This is a genomic window from Pantoea sp. Taur, from assembly GCF_009830025.1.
In the GTDB taxonomy this organism is placed as follows: Bacteria; Pseudomonadota; Gammaproteobacteria; order Enterobacterales; family Enterobacteriaceae; genus Pantoea; species Pantoea communis.
Genome location: NZ_SZZZ01000004.1, coordinates 374,915 through 391,924, shown reverse-complemented (window position 1 = coordinate 391,924; position 17,010 = coordinate 374,915). Strand labels below are relative to the sequence as shown.

15 protein-coding genes are annotated in these 17,010 nt (G+C 54.7%); 8 read left to right on the top strand and 7 right to left on the bottom strand.

Going from position 1 to position 17,010, the window contains the following annotated elements:
• The first annotated feature begins 83 nt into the window (after positions 1–83).
• From FD744_RS08605 to FD744_RS08595, 3 genes are read left to right on the top strand one after another with little or no spacing between them, the layout of a single operon-like run.
• Entirely contained in the window at positions 84–698 is a 615-nt protein-coding gene (locus FD744_RS08605; RefSeq protein ID WP_160867981.1) for a methylthioribulose 1-phosphate dehydratase, read from the top strand.
• Positions 695–1,378 carry an acireductone synthase gene (gene mtnC, locus FD744_RS08600; protein WP_058961552.1) on the top strand — a complete coding sequence of 228 codons (684 nt, stop codon included), beginning with the start codon at positions 695–697 and terminating at the stop codon, positions 1,376–1,378. The genes FD744_RS08605 and mtnC overlap by 4 nt, the downstream gene beginning before the upstream one ends.
• Position 1,379: 1 nt before the next feature.
• Complete coding sequence (locus FD744_RS08595) at positions 1,380–1,922, top strand: acireductone dioxygenase (RefSeq protein ID WP_034825366.1); 543 nt, start codon at positions 1,380–1,382, stop codon at positions 1,920–1,922.
• A gap of 163 nt (positions 1,923–2,085) precedes the next feature.
• On the opposite strand, the gene mtnA is transcribed toward FD744_RS08595, so the two are convergent.
• The gene (gene mtnA / locus FD744_RS08590; protein ID WP_160867980.1) at positions 2,086–3,105 is read right to left on the bottom strand and encodes an S-methyl-5-thioribose-1-phosphate isomerase; all 1,020 of its coding nucleotides are present in this window, start codon (positions 3,103–3,105) and stop codon (positions 2,086–2,088) included.
• Positions 3,106–3,210: 105 nt separating this feature from the next.
• Here mtnA and mtnK point away from each other — a divergent pair, with 105 nt between their 5' ends.
• Positions 3,211–4,410, top strand: a complete 1,200-nt coding sequence (gene mtnK, locus FD744_RS08585; protein ID WP_160867979.1) for an S-methyl-5-thioribose kinase — start codon at positions 3,211–3,213, stop codon at positions 4,408–4,410.
• A gap of 124 nt (positions 4,411–4,534) precedes the next feature.
• Here mtnK and fadE read toward each other — a convergent pair whose 3' ends face one another.
• Positions 4,535–6,979, bottom strand: coding sequence for an acyl-CoA dehydrogenase FadE (gene fadE, locus FD744_RS08580; RefSeq protein WP_160867978.1), 2,445 nt, complete (start codon positions 6,977–6,979; stop codon positions 4,535–4,537).
• Between the two features lie 243 nt (positions 6,980–7,222).
• On the opposite strand from fadE, the gene lpcA reads away from it, so the two are divergent.
• Both lpcA and FD744_RS08570 read left to right on the top strand, forming a co-directional pair.
• On the top strand, positions 7,223–7,801 hold the full coding sequence (gene lpcA / locus FD744_RS08575; protein WP_034825351.1) for a D-sedoheptulose 7-phosphate isomerase: 579 nt from the start codon (positions 7,223–7,225) through the stop codon (positions 7,799–7,801).
• A gap of 49 nt (positions 7,802–7,850) precedes the next feature.
• Positions 7,851–8,618 (top strand): class II glutamine amidotransferase, encoded by a 768-nt coding sequence (locus FD744_RS08570; RefSeq protein ID WP_058961548.1) that lies wholly within the window; start codon positions 7,851–7,853, stop codon positions 8,616–8,618.
• On the opposite strand, the gene dpaA is transcribed toward FD744_RS08570, so the two are convergent.
• Positions 8,589–9,332, bottom strand: coding sequence for a peptidoglycan meso-diaminopimelic acid protein amidase (gene dpaA, locus FD744_RS08565; RefSeq protein WP_058961547.1), 744 nt, complete (start codon positions 9,330–9,332; stop codon positions 8,589–8,591). The genes FD744_RS08570 and dpaA overlap by 30 nt on opposite strands.
• A 243-nt stretch (positions 9,333–9,575) precedes the next feature.
• Here dpaA and dinB point away from each other — a divergent pair, with 243 nt between their 5' ends.
• Positions 9,576–10,631, top strand: a complete 1,056-nt coding sequence (gene dinB / locus FD744_RS08560; protein WP_097117553.1) for a DNA polymerase IV — start codon at positions 9,576–9,578, stop codon at positions 10,629–10,631.
• Between the two features lie 186 nt (positions 10,632–10,817).
• Here the strand turns inward: dinB and FD744_RS08555 are convergent, their stop codons facing one another.
• From FD744_RS08555 to pepD, 4 genes are all read right to left on the bottom strand, one after another.
• The gene (locus FD744_RS08555; RefSeq protein ID WP_160867977.1) at positions 10,818–11,888 is read right to left on the bottom strand and encodes a sugar ABC transporter substrate-binding protein; all 1,071 of its coding nucleotides are present in this window, start codon (positions 11,886–11,888) and stop codon (positions 10,818–10,820) included.
• Between the two features lie 27 nt (positions 11,889–11,915).
• Positions 11,916–12,914 carry an ABC transporter permease gene (locus FD744_RS08550; RefSeq protein ID WP_160867976.1) on the bottom strand — a complete coding sequence of 333 codons (999 nt, stop codon included), beginning with the start codon at positions 12,912–12,914 and terminating at the stop codon, positions 11,916–11,918.
• Complete coding sequence (locus FD744_RS08545) at positions 12,911–14,416, bottom strand: sugar ABC transporter ATP-binding protein (protein ID WP_160867975.1); 1,506 nt, start codon at positions 14,414–14,416, stop codon at positions 12,911–12,913. Before FD744_RS08545 ends, FD744_RS08550 begins: the two co-directional genes overlap by 4 nt.
• Before the next feature lie 330 nt (positions 14,417–14,746).
• A complete protein-coding gene (pepD, locus tag FD744_RS08540) occupies positions 14,747–16,207 on the bottom strand; it encodes a beta-Ala-His dipeptidase (RefSeq protein WP_160867974.1) in 1,461 nt (486 codons plus the stop codon).
• A 254-nt stretch (positions 16,208–16,461) separates the two neighbouring features.
• On the opposite strand from pepD, the gene gpt reads away from it, so the two are divergent.
• Complete coding sequence (gene gpt, locus FD744_RS08535) at positions 16,462–16,920, top strand: xanthine phosphoribosyltransferase (protein WP_034825338.1); 459 nt, start codon at positions 16,462–16,464, stop codon at positions 16,918–16,920.
• The last annotated feature ends 90 nt before the right edge of the window (positions 16,921–17,010 follow it).

Sequence of the window (17,010 nt, the reverse complement as noted above, 5' to 3'; positions counted from 1 at the left end):
TGCTGCCACTCTACACAGGATGCTAATATTTGGCAATCGAGACGCTTAGACGTCTAAAACAACTGCGGAGCCTCACCTTCACTATGACGGATTTTCTCCCATTGGAACATTTAGTGGCCGCCTGCCACTGGATTGGCGCAAAAGGCTGGGCACCCGCGACGGGCGGAAACATGTCGGTGCGCCAGGATGCCGAATATTGCCTGCTAAGCGCATCAGGTAAAGATAAAGGCAGTTTGACGCGTGATGACTTTATTCAGGTGGAGATCGCGACAAACAGTGTCCCTTCGGGACGTAAACCGTCGGCGGAAACCGGGCTGCATACCCTGATTTATCGCTTGTTCCCACAGGCCGGGGCTGTACTGCATACCCATACGGTGAATTCCACCGTACTGTCGCGTGTAGAGAAGGGCAGTGCGTTGCTGCTGAGCGGCTACGAGATGCAGAAAACCCTCGCGGGTCAGGACACGCATCTCAATACCGTTGCGATTCCGCTGTTTGATAACGACCAGGATATTGAGGCACTGGCACAGCGCATTGAAGCTTTTGCGGCGGACACGCCGTTGCGGTACGGCTTCCTGTTACGTGGTCATGGCTTAACCTGCTGGGGCAAAGACGTCAACGAAGCGCGCCGCCACCTGGAAGGGCTGGAATTCCTGTTTGAATGTGAACTGCAACGTCGACTGCTGGAGACCCAATGATTCGCGCGATTGTTACTGATATTGAAGGCACCACCAGTGATATTCAGTTTGTGCACAATGTCCTGTTTCCTTATGCACGTCAGCATCTGGCAGCCTTCGTGCGGGATAACCAAACGGATGAGAAGGTGGTTGCGGCGCTAAACGCAGTGCGTGAAGAGTCAGCGACGCCCCAGGCATCGCTGGATGACCTCATCGCCACGCTGATCGGTTTTATTGATGAAGATCGCAAATCGCCGGGGCTGAAAGCGCTGCAAGGGATGATCTGGCGTGCGGGTTATGTTGAAGGTCAGTTCACCGGCCACCTTTATCCCGATGTGCTGCCCGCCTTTGAACGCTGGCAGCAACAAGGGATTGCCCTGTATGTTTATTCCTCGGGATCGGTGCCTGCGCAGAAACTGTTATTTGGCTACAGCGATGAAGGTGATTTAACCTCGCTGTTTAGCGGCTATTTTGATACAGCGGTTGGCGCTAAGCGTGAAACCCAGTCGTATCACAACATCGCCGAACACATTGGCCTGGCACCCTCTTCGTTGCTGTTCCTGTCAGATATCCATCAGGAACTGGATGCTGCGGCACAAGCAGGCTGGCACACATTGCAGTTAATTCGTGGCGAGGCCGATAACGCCAGTCGCCATCATCAGGTAAACGATTTTTCGCAGATTAATCCGGAGTCGATTTAACATGAGTGCACTGACAATTTTTAGCGATACCGAATCCAGCCAGCCACTGTGGCACAGTACCGATGCCGAGGCGATTCGCGAGCGCCTGAACGCCAAAAACGTCCGCTTTGAGCGTTGGGAAGCGGATCGCGATCTGGGTAACGACCCTGACGCTGAAACGGTGATCAAAGCGTATCAGCACGCGATCGATCGTCTGGTGGCAGAGAAAGGTTATCAGAGCTGGGATGTGCTGAGCATGCGTGCAGACAATCCTAACAAGCAGGCGTTGCGCGAGAAGTTCCTGAATGAACACACGCACAGCGAAGATGAAGTGCGTTTCTTCGTCGAAGGGTCTGGCCTGTTTTGCCTGCATATTGGCAGTGAGGTTTACCAGATTCTGTGCGAGAAGAATGATCTGATTTCAGTACCTGAAGGCACGGCACACTGGTTTGATATGGGCTCTGAACCGCACTTTACCGCGATTCGTATTTTCGATAATCAGGAAGGCTGGATCGCCAACTTTACCGGCGACAAGATTGCGGATGCTTATCCTCGTCTGGCATAACGCGCTGTGTGCTTAAACCTGCATACGCATAAATGTAATCAGCCTTTGAAAGGTCACTCTTCAGAGTGCATCTGACACCATAGGGCTCGGCATCGTAAGGTCGCCATTTATGGCGACTTTTCCATTTCTGGCGCACCGTAAGGATACGCCATCTGGTGCACCCTTAAGGCTGAAAAATCCCTTCCTTAACCTGTTCTGGCGTCACGACGCCAGTATCCAACACCCAACCGCTAATCAGTGCAGCTGGCGTGACATCAAACGCCGGGTTGTAGACCACCGCATTCTCCGGTGCCCACTGCACACTACCAAAACTGCCGGATACGCCGGTGACTTCACTGGCGGCACGCTGCTCAATCGGGATAGCATCGCCGTTCGGGCATTGACGATCCAGCGTGGTGTGCGGCGCCGCCACATAGAACGGAATGCCGTGATAGTGCGCCAGTACCGCCAGGCTGTAGGTGCCGATTTTGTTGGCGACATCGCCGTTGGCGGCAATGCGATCCGCGCCGACCCAGATCGCATCGACCACGCCGCGCGCCATTAAACTTGCAGCCATCGAATCGGTGATCAGCTGGTAGGGAATGTGCAGCTCGCCCAGCTCCCACGCGGTTAAACGACCGCCCTGCAGCAGTGGTCGCGTCTCATCCACCCAGACGCTTTTCACCAAACCTTGCTGATGAGCATGCGCAATCACGCCCAGTGCGGTACCCACGCCTGCGGTGGCGAGACCGCCGGTATTACAGTGCGTCAGCAGCTGGCTGCCGGGCTTGACCAGAGCGCTGCCGGCGCGGGCAATGTTGTCACACAGCTGCTTATCTTCTGCCACCAGGCGCAGCGCTTCGGCGCTCAGGGCGTTTACGTGATCGCTCTCCGCCAGCGCAATCTTCATACGATCCAGATTGTTCATCAGGTTGACGGCAGTCGGTCGTGACGCACGCAACACCTCCAGCGCTTCCGCCAATGCCGCGCGAGTGACACCTTGCTCGCCCAACAGCGCCAGCAGCAAGCTGGCTGAAAGGCCAATCAGCGGAGCACCGCGCACGCGGAGCGCATGGATATGATCAACCAACTGCGTCACAGTGTGCGCAGGCAGCCAGTTTTGTTGTTGTGGCAGCGCTTGCTGGTCGAGGATCCACAGTTGATTATCGCGGACCTCAAGACTGGTGGTACGAAGTGTTTGCATGGTGTGAAATCCCTGTTGCGTTAATAGCGGCTATTGTGCCAACATGCGTGACGGATGTATAGACGTCCAAACGGCTTATTACTATCGAATGTCGAGGAACAGGCAATGTCGCAATACCGTACCTTCACCGCTGCTGATGCGGTGGAATATGCTAAAAAATTTGGCGGTGTGGACGATCCGTCAGCGCTGGTCAGCGCAGAAGAGATCGGCGATGGTAATCTCAACCTGGTGTTCAAGATTTTCGATAACCTGGGACAGAGCCGTGTGGTGGTGAAACAGGCACTGCCTTATGTGCGTTGCGTGGGTGAGTCCTGGCCGTTAACGTTGGATCGCGCGCGCCTCGAAGCGCAGACGCTGGTTGAGCACTATAAACATTGCCCAGAGCACACGGTTAACGTCACCCATTATGATGCCGAACTGGCGGTGATGGTGATGGAAGATCTCTCCAGCCATCGCATCTGGCGCGGCGAGCTGGTGAAGGGGGCTTACTACCCTGAAGCGGGTCGTCAGCTGGGCGAATATCTGGCGCAGACGCTGTTCCATACTTCTGATTTTTTCCTGCATCCGCACAAGAAAAAGGCCGAAGTCGCGCGTTTCATCAACCCGGAAATGTGCGAAATCACCGAAGACCTGTTCTTCAATGATCCCTTTATCGATCATGAGCGTAATAAATACCCGGCGGCACTGGAGCCGCTGGTGGTCAGCCTGCGCACTGACGATGCGCTGAAAATCGCGGTGGCCGGGCTGAAACACCGCTTCTTTGCGGATGCCGAAGCGCTACTGCACGGCGATGTGCACAGCGGCTCAATCTTCGTGGCCGATGGTAGCCTGAAGGTGATCGATGCGGAGTTTGGCTATTTCGGTCCGATAGGCTTTGATGTCGGCAGCGCGATTGGCAATCTGCTGATTAACTACTGCTGCCTGCCGGGCCTGCTGGCCCCGCGTGAAGCGGCAGAAGGGCGTGAGCGTCGTCTGAGCGATGCGCATGAAGTCTGGACGCAGTTCTCCAGCCGCTTCCTCGAACTGGCACACGCCAACACTTCTGATGTGGCGCTGGCGTATCCGGGCTATGCGGAAGCCTTCCTGCGCAAAGTATGGAGCGACACCATTGGTTATTGCGGTACGGAACTGATTCGTCGCACCGTGGGCATGTCTCACGTGGCCGACTTCAAACAGATCGCCGATGATACCATGCGGACAGAATGTATTCGCAGTTGCATCACGCTGGGGCGTACGTTGATTCTCGCGGCAGATCATATTGCGGATGTCGATGCGCTGATTGCGCGCATTCGTCAGGCGGGGTAAGTCAGGCTTCAATCTTATAACTGCGCCATTCACTGCCCGCTTTGGCAGCGAAACCGCTGTATGTATGCGGGATAAGTTATGCCTGGCCCCATTAAAAAAGCCTCCGTCAGGAGGCTTTTTCGTTTTATGCCGCTTCACTGGCGCGTGTGGCGCCTTTATCCTGCGGCTTCGGTGAGGCCAGTGCCTCCGGCACAAACTCATCGACGTTGATGGCTTTGAGACGGCTGGCTTCAGCGCGCGTCAGTACTTTGGCTTCGCTCTCATCAATCCAGCCCTCTTTCAACGCACGCTGTGCCAGCGCATCCAGACGGGTAAACGACAGATGTTTTTTCTGCTGCTGGCAAAGACGTTCATGAATCACTTCCGCGGCCATCACATCCTGCAGCGCCTGCTCCAGTTGGCCTGCTGGATTGTGTTCGCTTGGCGTCAGGTACATGCCACGGCCCAGCCGCGTACGGGTGGCTGACGGCAGTTGCAACAGCTTCGCCAGCTTGTGGTCCAGTTTGTCAGACGGTGCCGGGCAGTGTTTGCCACCGGCGAAAATCACCATGCGCAGCGCGCCTGCCACCAGGCGATTAGGGAAGTTACGCAGCAGGTCATCCATCGCCACCTCAGCCTGATGCAGCGCATCCTGTACGCCCCAGTGCACCAGCGGCAGATCGGCTTCATTGCGGCCTTCGTCGTCAAAGCGTTTCAGGGTGGCAGAAGCGAGGTACATCTGGCTCAGCACATCCCCCAGACGTGCTGAGATACGTTCACGACGTTTCAGGCTGCCGCCTAACACCGCCATCGACACATCTGACAGCAGTGCCAGGTTGGCGCTCAGGCGGTTGAGCTGCTGATAGTAGCGGCGGGTCACGTCGCGGGTTGGCGACGCGCTGGTGCGGCCTCCGGTTAAACCGAGCCACAGACTGCGCACTTTGTTGCTACCGACATGGCCAATATGGCTGAACAAGGCACGGTCAAAGGCCACCAGATCGTTTTTCGCCGCAGCGTTCATCTCTTCCAGCACCCATGGATGGCAGCGAATCGCGCCCTGGCCAAAGATGATCATGCTGCGCGTCAGGATATTGGCGCCTTCCACGGTAATCGCAATCGGTGCGCCCTGATAAGCCCGCGCCAGGAAGTTGTTGTCGCCCAGCATAATGCCTTTACCGCCGGCGATATCCATCGCATCGATAATGGCGCGCTGGCCTCGGTGGGTGCAGTGATATTTTACAATCGCCGACAGCACCGCCGGTTTTTCACCCAGCATAATGCCGCTAGTGATAAGTGTAGCCGCCGCATCCATCACGTAGGCGTTACCGGCAATGCGTGCCAGCGGTTCCTCGATGCCTTCCATTTTACCGATAGAGACTTTGAACTGACGACGGATATGCGCATAAGCACCGGTTGCCAGCGCAATGCTTTTCAGACTACCGGTCGAGTTGGAAGGCAAGGTGATACCGCGACCGACTGACAGACATTCAACCAGCATACGCCAGCCCTGACCGGCCATCGACGGGCCACCGATGATGAAATCGATCGGCACGAAAATATCTTTACCGCGTGTTGGACCGTTCTGGAACGGCACGTTAAGCGGGAAGTGGCGATGGCCAATCTCTACGCCCGGCGTTTGCGTCGGGATCAGGGCGCAGGTAATGCCCAGCTCTTCAGTCTCACCCAGCAGATGATCGGGATCGGAGAGTTTAAAGGCCAGGCCAAGCACGGTAGCAATCGGTGCCAGCGTAATGTAACGCTTATTCCATGTCAGGCGCATGCCCAGCACTTGCTGGCCTTGCCATTCGCCCATGCAAACCACGCCAGTATCCGGAATGGCACCCGCATCCGAACCCGCTTCCGGGCTGGTCAGCGCGAAGCACGGAATTTCATCGCCGCGTGCCAGACGTGGTAAATAGTGATCTTTCTGCTCATCGGTGCCGTAATGTTGCAACAGTTCGCCTGGGCCGAGTGAGTTAGGTACACCCACGGTGATCGCCAGGATCCCGGAAACGCCCGCCAGTTTTTGCAAGACGCGCGCCTGAGCATAGGCGGAGAATTCGAGGCCGCCATACTCTTTCTTAATGATCATGGCGAAGAAGCGATGCTGCTTGAGATACGCCCACAGTTCCGGCGGAAGATCGGCCAGTTCGTGAGTGATCTGGAAATCATTCGCCATACGACAGGCTTCTTCGACCGGCCCCTCAAGGAAGGCTTGTTCCTCTTCCGTCAGACGTGGCTGCGGATAGTTGTGCAGTTTCTGCCAGTCTGGCTTGCCACGAAACAGATCGCCTTCCCACCAGGTCGTACCGGCATCAATCGCTTCCTTTTCCGTACGCGACATCGGCGGCATCACTTTCTGGAAACTGTGCAGCGCGGGTTTAGAGAACATGCTGCGACGCATGGCAGGCAGATTGAAGGGCAGCAGGATAATCGCCAGCGGCAACAGCAACCATGGCGTCCACAGGCCCACCGTAGCCAGCCCGGCGGTCCACAGCAGCAGGATTACGCTGCTGAGCCGCAGCGAAACTTGATGGTAAAAGAGGGCGCTAATGACAATCAGCGTCGCGACAATCGAGGCAAGCAACATAATGAACCGCTCCGTAAGTTGTAAGAGGTCTGACCTGTTATAAGGTAAGGTTTAGAGCAGTGACCGCTTTTTAGCAATCTGTTTACATCGCAATTACAACAGAACTCACAAAATCGCACTCTCTGGACACCAACAGAGCAGGAATGGCAAAGCCTGGGCCTTTTTCCCCGATGCTGGCGCTTTGCGGCTTTGTCCCATTCCGTTAAACTTGCAGAGTAAATCTTTCCTCTAAAGGACATCCCTATGTATCAGGACATTATTCGCTCAGAACTTAATGAAGCAGCCGATACGCTTAATAAATTCCTGAGTGACGAAGCGAACATTCACGCGATTCAGCGCGCGGCAGTCTTGCTGGCAGACAGCTTCAAAGCAGGGGGCAAAGTGCTCTCCTGTGGCAACGGTGGTTCTCACTGTGATGCGATGCACTTTGCTGAAGAGCTGACAGGGCGCTACCGTGAAAATCGTCCTGGCTACCCGGCGATTGCCATCTCTGATGTGAGCCACCTTTCCTGCGTCAGCAACGATTTTGGCTATGACCATGTGTTCTCGCGCTATATCGAAGCCGTAGGCCGTGAAGGCGATGTGCTGCTGGGCCTGTCCACTTCAGGTAACTCGGCGAACATCATCAAAGCGGTCGAAGCGGCACGCGCCAAAGGGATGAAAGTGATTACCCTGACCGGTAAAGATGGCGGCAAAATGGCAGGCACAGCGGACATCGAAATTCGCGTACCACATTTTGGCTACGCTGACCGCATTCAGGAGATTCACATTAAAGTGATTCATATCCTGATGCTGCTGATCGAAAAAGAGATGGTTAAGTAATGACGCGTCACTCCTGCTCACGCGGGAGTGCTGACTTAAGGCGGTTGCTATGTGCGAATTGCTCGGGATGAGCGCCAATGTCCCCACGGACATCTGTTTCAGTTTTACCGGTCTGGTGCAGCGTGGCGGCGGAACCGGGCCACATAAAGATGGCTGGGGCATCACTTTCTATGAAGGAAAAGGGTGCCGCACATTCAAAGATCCTCAGCCCAGCTTTAACTCACCGATCGCCCGTTTGGTGCAGGAATACCCGATCAAATCACATTCCGTGGTCGCTCATATCCGCCAGGCGAATCGTGGTGAAGTGTCGCTGGAAAACACCCATCCGTTTACCCGTGAGCTGTGGGGACGTAACTGGACCTACGCGCACAACGGGCAGCTGAAAGGCTATAAACAGCTGGAGACCGGGACTTTCCGACCCGTTGGCGAAACGGACAGTGAGAAAGCGTTTTGCTGGATCCTGCATAAGCTGTCTGAGCGTTATCCGCGCACTCCTGGCAATTGGCCGGCGGTATTTCGCTACATTGCTGAGCTGGCGGCTGAGATGCGCGAGAAGGGCGTGTTTAACATGCTGCTGTCGGACGGTCGATATCTGATGGCGTTCTGCTCGACCAATCTGTATTGGATCACTCGTCGTGCGCCTTTTGGCAAAGCCAAGTTGCTCGATCAGGATGTAGAAATTGATTTTATGCAGCAGACAACGCCGAAGGACGTTGTGACGGTGATTGCGACACAGCCGCTGACAGGAAATGAAACCTGGCACCGAATAGTGCCAGGCGAGTGGGCATTATTTTGCCTGGGTGAGCGCCAGGAATGACTTCGAGGCAGCATCCGGTGTAGAAATCACCGGCGTGCTGTTCACCGCATATTGACCCGTCGTCGTCACATTAACCGTTGGCGGTATGTGGTACTTCTCGAAGTACGCATAACCCGGCTGCAGTTCACGCCAGAAGTTGATGTACGTTGAGTAGCGATGACGCTGCATGTTGCTATCAGTCATATGGAACGGATAGATATTGATCTGTACATCCTGCTGACCGTTGCGCAGCGCAGCGTTGACGTAGGTAAAGATCTCGTCCATTGATGCGTTGGTCATGGCGTAGCAGCCAATTGAGACGCAATCACCGTGAATCATCAAATAGTTACCGTCATAGCCTTTATCACGATCGTATTGATTCGGGAAGCCGGTATTAATCGCGCGGTAGAAACGGCTGTCCGGTTTTAACTGGTTCAGCTTAACGTTATAAAACCCTTCCGGACTTTTAAAATCGCCCTGACGACGCTTAGGCCCCAATCCGCCAGAGAAATTACAAATGCGATAGCTGTCCAGCAGACGATATTCATTACCGATTTTGCCGTACAGTTCCAGCGTACGCTCTTCCTTGAAGATCTGAATAAAAACAGGAGTGCCAAGTAATTGTTTCTTTAACTCTTTGCTCACCGGTGCCGACAGTTGCGTTGGCTCTGGCGAAATGGCCCAGCTAAGGACTGGCATAAGAATCATCGCAAGCCACAATGCGATTCTGCCCATTCTGTGTGTACCTTGAAGTGAAGAGAGACGATGACGCTGAGCGTCTTGGTATTGCATTATCGGAAATATCCGCTACCGCAGCGCAACATTAACATTGTCTGAGGTTTAATCAAGACAGTCTCCGTGAAAATGGTGCAATCCTAAAGGGATTACGACCAGAATTTTGTAAACTTTAATTCATCGCTCAACAAATATTGCCGAAGTTTTTTATTGCTGTATACTTATCCAGTATTCGGAGGGCGTATGCGCAAAATCATTCATGTCGATATGGACTGCTTTTTCGCGGCCGTTGAAATGCGCGACGATCCTTCATTAACGGATATACCTATCGCCATTGGCGGCAGCCGGGTGCAGCGTGGCGTCATCAGCACCGCCAACTATCCCGCGCGCAAATATGGCGTGCGCAGCGCGATGCCGACGGCAATGGCGCTCAAGCTCTGCCCGCATCTGAAATTACTGCCTGGACGCTTCGATGCCTATAAAGAGGCGTCACGCCAGATACGCGATATTTTCTCACGCTACACCCCATTGATTGAGCCCTTATCACTGGATGAAGCGTATCTTGATGTCACCGATAGCGAGCATTGTCAGGGATCAGCGACGCTAATGGCGCAGGCGATACGTGCCGATATCCTGCGCGAAACCGGTTTAACCGCCTCGGCTGGCATTGCGCCGATCAAATTCCTCGCCAAGATCGCCTCTGATTTAAATAAGCCCAACGGGCAATACGTCATTACACCGCAAGTGATGCCGGACTTTTTACTGACGCTACCGTTGAGCAAAATTCCTGGCGTAGGAAAAGTGGCGACCAAAAAACTGGAAGAGATGGGACTGCGCACCTGCGCCGATGTGCAGAGAGCCGATCTCGCCTTGCTGCTGAAGAGATTTGGTAAATTCGGCCGCGTGCTCTGGGAGCGTAGCAACGGCATTGATGAACGCGATGTGGTGGTGGAGCGCGAACGCAAATCGCTCGGTGTCGAACGCACATTGATGGAGGACATCCACAACTGGGAGCAGTGTCTGGCAATCATTGATTACCTCTATGCTGAGCTGGATCGACGCCTGACAAATATCCGTCCCGACAAGCAAATCGCGCGTCAGGGCGTGAAGCTCAAATTTAATGATTTCCAGCAGACCACGCAGGAGCATGTCTGGCCGGTGTTGAACAAGGATGACATGATCGCAGTGGCGCGGCAGGCATGGGATGAAAGGCGTGCCGGGCGCGGAGTGCGGTTGGTGGGATTGCATGTGACGCTGGTGGATCCCCAGCTGGAGCGGCAGTTGGTATTAGGTTGGTAAAATCGGCGATTTACACAGCGTGATGCTGGTCAGCGGCGTGTGATCTACCCGGCAACCACGCACAGGCCATTTCTGATACGCATAAAAAAGCTGCCATGTTAAAAACGGCAGCTCTTCTTGAGTATGGCTTAGCTAACAAGCATGACGGCTTGACGCGCCACCAGTGTGCAACACCCGGTAGCTAAATTACTTCTTAGCGTACTTCGCTTCCAGCGTGGCAAACCACGGCGCAACAAAATCGTTGTTCACACCCCAGCCTGGAATAATCTTGTTCAGAGTTGCCACGTTAATCGCCCCTTGCTGGCTATTCAGCAACTGCTGCGAAATGGAAGACGCTTTAAACTCGTAGCTTGCCGGAGTGGCTTCACCCGCGATTTTATTGGCCACTAAGCGCATATTGACCGCACCGATGGTTTTTGGATCGACCGCGACCGTCTGCACCCATGGGCTGTTCTTCTCATGCATCAACTGCAAGTCCTGGTTGGACACGTCAATACTGTAGATTTTGATTTCAGTACGACCATTCTCCTGTAGCGCTTTATAAGCACCCTGACTGAACGCATCCCACGACGCCCAAATCGCATCTATTTTACCTTTAGGATATTTTGCCAGGATCGCACCCACTTTGTTGGCGGTGTCGCCCTGTACATCGGTAGAAACTGCGCCAATGGATTCCAGCTGATGAATGCCTGGATTCTCTTTCAGCAGTTTCTCATACACCACCTGGCGGCGTTCCTGCGGCGGGAAGCCTGCGACCCACAGTTTGATGATGTTGGCTTTACCATGGAAATCACTGATCAACTGACCCAGTGACGCCTGCGCCAGCGAGGCATCATCCTGCGCAGTGACGGTCACGCCATTGACCGGCGTATTTACCGGGGTATCAAAGACGGACAGTTTGATACCTGCATCGACAATGTGTTGCACCAGAACGGTGGAGTAGGGTTCTTTGCCGTGAGAGAGAATGATGCCATCGTATTTCTGGCTGATCGCCTGATTAACAAAGTCCTGGAAACGCGCATCATCGCCGTTACTCAGGAAAGTACTGACTTTAAAGCCCAGTTGACGACCTTGCTGAATGGCACCGGCAATAAACTGCGTGGTGTTATCGTCAGACCCCAGGTTACGGATGATGGCGATGCGCACCGGACCTTCGTGATTCGCAATCGCTGCGGGAACCGGGGTAACGGTATCGGCAAAGGCAGCGCTGGCGTTCAGCAGGCTTAATGCCAGCAGCGAAAGGGTAATTTTTTTCATTAGAATCTCTTTCTCAGTAAACGCGCCTTAGCGGCGCTGAATGTAGGTAATCGCCAGGGCCAGAGCCAGCACCAGGCCTTTGATAATGTCCATGGCGTAATAAGGCACGGACAACATCACCAGCCCGTTCTGCAACACACCCAGAATCACCGCGCCCACCAGCGTACCGAGCGCGTTAGGTTTGCCGGAACCGGCCAGCGAGAAGCCGATCCATGCCGCAGCAACGGCATCCATCAAATATCCACTGCCGGCGTTCACCTGCGAGGAGCCAATACGCGATGCCAGCAGAATGCCGCCTAATCCGGCCAGCAGCGATGCGAGTACATAGGCCAAAACGCGGTAGCGCGTGGTGCGAATACCGGAAAGGCGTGCGGCTTCTGGATTGCCACCCAGCGCGTACATGCGACGGCCATGCTTGGTCAATGACAGCGCCAGTTGTGCCACAATCGTCACCACCAGCATGATGATCACAATGGTCGGCACCTGACCCAACAGAGCGAACGCTGCGGGGATAGTGCCCTCCGCCATATCGCCGCTTGGCATCACCATATTCTCGGTAATCGAACCGCCGAAGCTGTAAGTCATCGCCACGCCCTGAATGACAAACAGGGTGGCCAGTGTAGCCAGCATGTCGGGAATGCGCAGAATCACGATCAGGAAGCTGTTGAGCAGCCCCACCAGGGTACACAGCAGCAGCGTGATGATAATGGCTTCGGTGGTGCCAAAGCCGTGCCAGACAAACAGCGAAATCACCAGCGCATTGGCCAGTGAGGCGGTTGAGCCTACCGACAAATCGAAGCCGCCGATGGTCAGCGAAATCGACACACCAATCGCAATTACCGTGACGATAGCAATCGAACGCAGGATGTTGATGATGTTGGTGGGCTCGAGGAAGCTGTCCGATGCCAGACCAAACCCAGCGATCAGAATCACCACGGTCAGCAACATGCCCCATTTATAGAGAAAATCGAATAGTTTATGACGCAGAGAAACCTGCGGGTTCAGGGATAGTTCTTTGCTGCTCACGCAGGGGTTCCTCCGGTGGAATAAAGCAATAGCATCTCTTCTGTGGCCTGACGACCTTCCATCTCTGCCACAATGCGCCCATCCCAGAGCACACAAATACGGTCACATAAGCCGACCAGTTCGGAAAACTCGCCCGAAGCGTAGATGATGCCTTTGCCTTCACGTGCCAGGCCGTCAATCAGGCTGAACAGTTCGGTTTTGGCTTTGATATCGACACCTTTGGTCGGCTCATCAAAAATCAGCACATCGGCGTTATTGCGCAGCCATTTTCCAATCGCCACTTTTTGCTGATTCCCCCCCGACAGACGACGCAGAATCTGCGCCGGGCCGGTGGTGCGCACATTGAGGCGCTGAATCACCTCTTCGGCCCAGCGCCATGCCTGACGATGGCCGAACAGGCTCCAGCGGGAAAAACTGTTGTCCGCGCTGACGCTCAGGTTCATGCTCACCGGTTCATCGATAAAAATACCTTCCTTGCGACGCTCTTCCGGCACCAGCGCCATGCGGTTTTCCACCGAATCGTGCGGTGAACGCGGCCGCCACGGTTTGCCGTGCAGCTCGCCTTTTTCGACGCGGCTTTTGCTTGCGCCAAACAGCGCCTTACACAGCTCGGTTTTCCCCGCGCCCGCCAAGCCGGCGATGCCGAGAATTTCGCCTTTGCGCAGATGCAGTGAAATGTCCGCCAGCAGTTGATCATCGTGCAGACCTTCCACCGACAGCAGCAGCGGTTGCTCACTCTGTTCACGGCGAGGTGGATAGACATCGGTCAACTGGTGCCCCAGCATTTTCTCAACAATCTGCTCGCCACTCAGTGCCGCCATCGGGCTGCTTTCAATCAAGCGGCCATCACGCAGCACGGTTAAGCGATCGCAAATCGCTTTGAGTTCGTGAATGCGGTGGGAGATAAACACCACGCCAATGCCGTTATTTTGCAGGCGGCGTACCACGGTAAACAGACGCTCGCTTTCATGCTGATCCAGCGGCGCGGTCGGTTCATCCAGAATGAGAAAACGGCAGTGATGGGAGAGGGCGCGCGCCAGCAGGATTTGTTGTTTCTCCGCCAGTGAGCAGCGTTCCACCAGACGATTAACATCGATGTTCACTTCCAGCTGATTGAGCAGGGCACGCGCCTGGCGACGGATTTCACGCCAGCTATAGACATGGCCGGGTTCTGCCAGCTGATCGAGCAGGATGTTTTCTGCCACGCTGAGCTGCGGCACCAGCGCCACATCCACCTCCTGTTGCACCAGATGAATACCGAGTTTTTTGGCATCGCGCGGTGAACGAATGGAGACCGGCGCATCGTCCAGCAGAATCTCGCCACTGTAATCACTGTGTGCGCCGGATAGCACCGCCATCAGCGTGGATTTTCCTGCGCCATTGGCCCCGGTCAACGCATGCACCGACCCGCCTTCGGTCAGAAAATCGACCTGGGTCAGCGCGGCAAAACCGCCAAAAGCGATGGAGATATTACGCATCTCCAGGCGGTTAATCGCACTCATGGGGCAGGCCTTTCATTAAGAGAGTGGGTGGCATTTTTTCTGAACCCATAACGCTGGGCAACAAACGAAAGCGCATAAGCTAGCACGAAATCTTATTAGCCATCCAGACATCTGGGCGTAACGGCGTCTAAAACTAGAGAGGGAGTGTGGAGTGGTAGAATGCTGGGGTAATAAGCAGGATTTATAGTGAAATATGCTGCATGTTACCGTCGGTCTCAAAATGGGTTCCGGCAAATATTGCGACCTTATTAGCAAGAGAATCCTTAACCTCAGGATTGCAGGCATAAAAAAACCAGGCCTTAGCCTGGTTCCTTACAGCATCGCAAAGATTTACGCCTTCTCTGGCACCACGTTCAGCAGCGCAGTCAGCAGTTTCCAGTAAAGACCGACGCTCTCAATGTGCACCTGCTCATCCGGTGAGTGTGGACCGGTAATGGTTGGCCCAATCGACACCATATCCATGTTCGGATACGGCTTCTTGAACAGACCACACTCCAGACCCGCGTGAATCACCTGAATGTTTGGCGTTTTGCCAAACAGGGCTTCGTAGGTTTTACGCGTCAGCGCCATCACCGGTGAATCAGCATCAGGCTGCCAGCCAGGATAACCGCCTTTTGGTGCGGTTTTCGCGCCAGCCAACTGGCCCAGTGAAGTCAGGGTTTCCACCACCCAATCTTTGCCGGTGTCGATCAGTGAACGAATCAGGCAGATGATTTCGGCATTGTCCTGATCCATGGTCACCACGCCGACGTTCAGCGAGGTTTCCACCACGCCTTTGGCCACGTCAGAGTTGCGGATTACACCGTTCGGCGTGCTGTTCAGCAGGTTGATAAAGCGATCGCGGCTTTCGGTGGTCAGCGCCTGGCCCTGATGTGCCAGCGGCTCGGTGGTTAACGCAATGTTCTTCTCTTTAATGCCCAGCTCGTTCAGCAGCGTGGCCTGGAAATGAGCCGCAGCCGATTTGAGTGCATCCACTTTATGGCTGTCGATTGCCAGCGTGGCAAAAGCTTCGCGCGGAATCGCATTACGCAGCGTGCCGCCAGTGAACTCAATCAGACGCACATCCAGTTCCTGCGCGTAGACCGCAAAGAAACGCGCCAGCAGCTTGTTGGCGTTGCCCAGACCATGATGAATATCGGCACCGGAGTGGCCGCCTTTCAGGCCTTTCAGCGTTAGCTTCAGGGTTTCAAAGCCCGCAGGTACGGCTTCACGGTTTAATGGCAGGGTGGTGATGAAATCAATACCGCCCGCGCAACCCATGTAGATCTCACCCTCTTCTTCAGAGTCGGTGTTGATCAGGATATCGGCTTGCAGCCAGTTTGGCTGGAGACCAAAAGCACCATCCATGCCCGATTCTTCGGTCATGGTCAGCAGTACTTCCAGTGGGCCGTGGGTCAGGCTGTTATCAGCCAGCACCGCCAGCGCAGAAGCCATGCCAATACCGTTGTCGGCACCCAGCGTGGTGCCACGCGCTTTAACCCACTCGCCATCAACATAAGGTTGAATCGGGTCTTTAGTGAAGTCGTGCACCGTATCGTTGTTCTTCTGCGGCACCATATCGAGGTGCGCCTGCAGCGCGACAGGGGTACGTTTTTCCATGCCCGCAGTGGCCGGTTTACGAATCAGGATATTGCCGACCTGATCGCGCTCAACCCAAAAGCCTTGCTCTTTGGCCCAGCTGACCACGTGTTCGGCCAGCGCTTCTTCATGGTAAGAAGGGTGCGGAATGGAGCAGATTTTAGCGAAAATATCCCACAGCGGTTGGGGGGAAAGTTGCGACAATTCAGACACAATGCATCTCCTGTGTCAGCGCGGCGGACATACCGCTCGCACGCCGGGTTCCAGTGAAAGATCGCCGTCAGCACATCTGACGTGATGTGGCTGAGAATATCACTGTTTTTCACCGGGTGCGTACTCAGGCGCGCTAAAATCCTGCATCCAATGCGACAGATGCTGGTTTTTAACGCGTCAGATCCTTATAATCTCGCGCAACCTTTTCCCCCTTGCCTATTTTTAAACCAACATTGTTGGTCGGGATTTCTTTTATGAGCGAAAAATACGTCGTCACCTGGGACATGTTGCAGATCCATGCCCGCAAACTGGCCCAGCGCCTGCTTCCTGTGGAACAGTGGAAAGGTATCATTGCGGTAAGCCGCGGTGGTCTGGTTCCGGCATCGCTGCTGGCGCGTGAATTGGGTATTCGCTATGTCGATACCGTCTGCATCTCAAGCTATGACCACGATCATCAGCGCGAAATGAAAGTGCTGAAGCGTGCGGAAGGCGACGGTGAAGGTTTCATCGTGATTGATGACCTGGTGGATACCGGTGGCACCGCGCAAGCGATTCGCGATATGTATCCAAAAGCGCGTTTCTGCACCATCTTCGCTAAGCCAGCTGGTCGTTCGCTGGTGGACGACTACATTGTTGATATTCCGCAGAACACCTGGATCGAACAGCCGTGGGACATGGGCGTGGTTTACATCCCGCCAATCGTCAAAAGCTGATTGATGCAACGCAAACAACGCCCGGTTATGCCGGGCGTTGTGCATTCTACGCCTCGCACCCAACATGTGGGTGCAGTACACTCTTAGGCA

Excerpts from the sequence above, each read along its gene's own strand:
- FD744_RS08555 (WP_160867977.1), bottom strand. The coding sequence starts at position 11,888 with ATGAAAAAAATTACCCTTTCGCTGCTGGCATTAAGCCTGCTGAACGCC.
- dinB (WP_097117553.1), top strand. The coding sequence starts at position 9,576 with ATGCGCAAAATCATTCATGTCGATATGGACTGCTTTTTCGCGGCCGTT.
- mtnK (WP_160867979.1), top strand. The coding sequence starts at position 3,211 with ATGTCGCAATACCGTACCTTCACCGCTGCTGATGCGGTGGAATATGCT.
- fadE (WP_160867978.1), bottom strand. The coding sequence starts at position 6,979 with ATGTTGCTTGCCTCGATTGTCGCGACGCTGATTGTCATTAGCGCCCTC.
- FD744_RS08545 (WP_160867975.1), bottom strand. The coding sequence starts at position 14,416 with ATGAGTGCGATTAACCGCCTGGAGATGCGTAATATCTCCATCGCTTTT.
- mtnC (WP_058961552.1), top strand. The coding sequence starts at position 695 with ATGATTCGCGCGATTGTTACTGATATTGAAGGCACCACCAGTGATATT.
- gpt (WP_034825338.1), top strand. The coding sequence starts at position 16,462 with ATGAGCGAAAAATACGTCGTCACCTGGGACATGTTGCAGATCCATGCC.
- FD744_RS08595 (WP_034825366.1), top strand. The coding sequence starts at position 1,380 with ATGAGTGCACTGACAATTTTTAGCGATACCGAATCCAGCCAGCCACTG.
- dpaA (WP_058961547.1), bottom strand. The coding sequence starts at position 9,332 with ATGGGCAGAATCGCATTGTGGCTTGCGATGATTCTTATGCCAGTCCTT.
- mtnA (WP_160867980.1), bottom strand. The coding sequence starts at position 3,105 with ATGCAAACACTTCGTACCACCAGTCTTGAGGTCCGCGATAATCAACTG.
- FD744_RS08605 (WP_160867981.1), top strand. The coding sequence starts at position 84 with ATGACGGATTTTCTCCCATTGGAACATTTAGTGGCCGCCTGCCACTGG.
- lpcA (WP_034825351.1), top strand. The coding sequence starts at position 7,223 with ATGTATCAGGACATTATTCGCTCAGAACTTAATGAAGCAGCCGATACG.
- FD744_RS08570 (WP_058961548.1), top strand. The coding sequence starts at position 7,851 with ATGTGCGAATTGCTCGGGATGAGCGCCAATGTCCCCACGGACATCTGT.